At 52.1% G+C, this 330-nt stretch carries 1 protein-coding gene; it reads right to left on the bottom strand.

The window, feature by feature from the left end:
• Positions 1–43: 43 nt before the first annotated feature.
• Positions 44–304 carry a CRISPR-associated endonuclease Cas2 gene (cas2, locus tag EXE44_RS18790; protein ID WP_137692286.1) on the bottom strand — a complete coding sequence of 87 codons (261 nt, stop codon included), beginning with the start codon at positions 302–304 and terminating at the stop codon, positions 44–46.
• Positions 305–330: the final 26 nt, after the last annotated feature.

The raw sequence follows: 330 nt of genomic DNA, 5'->3' as shown, positions 1-330 counted from the left end.
ACCGTCAATAGGCAGTGTCCCCCATGGGGGTTGACGGAGTCGATTACAGAAATCGCTGATCTTCAGTTGGATCGTCACCGTAGACCGTCCGATTGAGCAGTGTATCAGAAGACAGCTCGTAGATGATTGTCGACTCCCCGGGTTTCAGCAGGTCATCGATCTCATTTTTGAGCTTGGTGAGATCACCTTCAGAGATCTCGCCTTCGAGCACGGAGTTTTGGACATGAGTCAGATACCGCCGACCAATTTTGAGTGCTTTCTGTGTCCGCTCGGCCTCAAGATCATAGACCATCACGACGTACATCTTACCACCACCGCTGGAACGGCTCG

This window comes from Halorubrum sp. SS7, assembly GCF_005435055.1.
Lineage (GTDB): Archaea > Halobacteriota > Halobacteria > Halobacteriales > Haloferacaceae > Halorubrum > Halorubrum salinarum.
The sequence above is the reverse complement of the archived record's forward strand: the minus strand, read 5'-3'. Positions and strand labels throughout refer to the sequence as shown.

Bases quoted from the DNA above. Each gene is read 5' to 3' on its own strand.
- cas2 (WP_137692286.1), bottom strand. From the start codon at position 304: ATGTACGTCGTGATGGTCTATGATCTTGAGGCCGAGCGGACACAGAAA.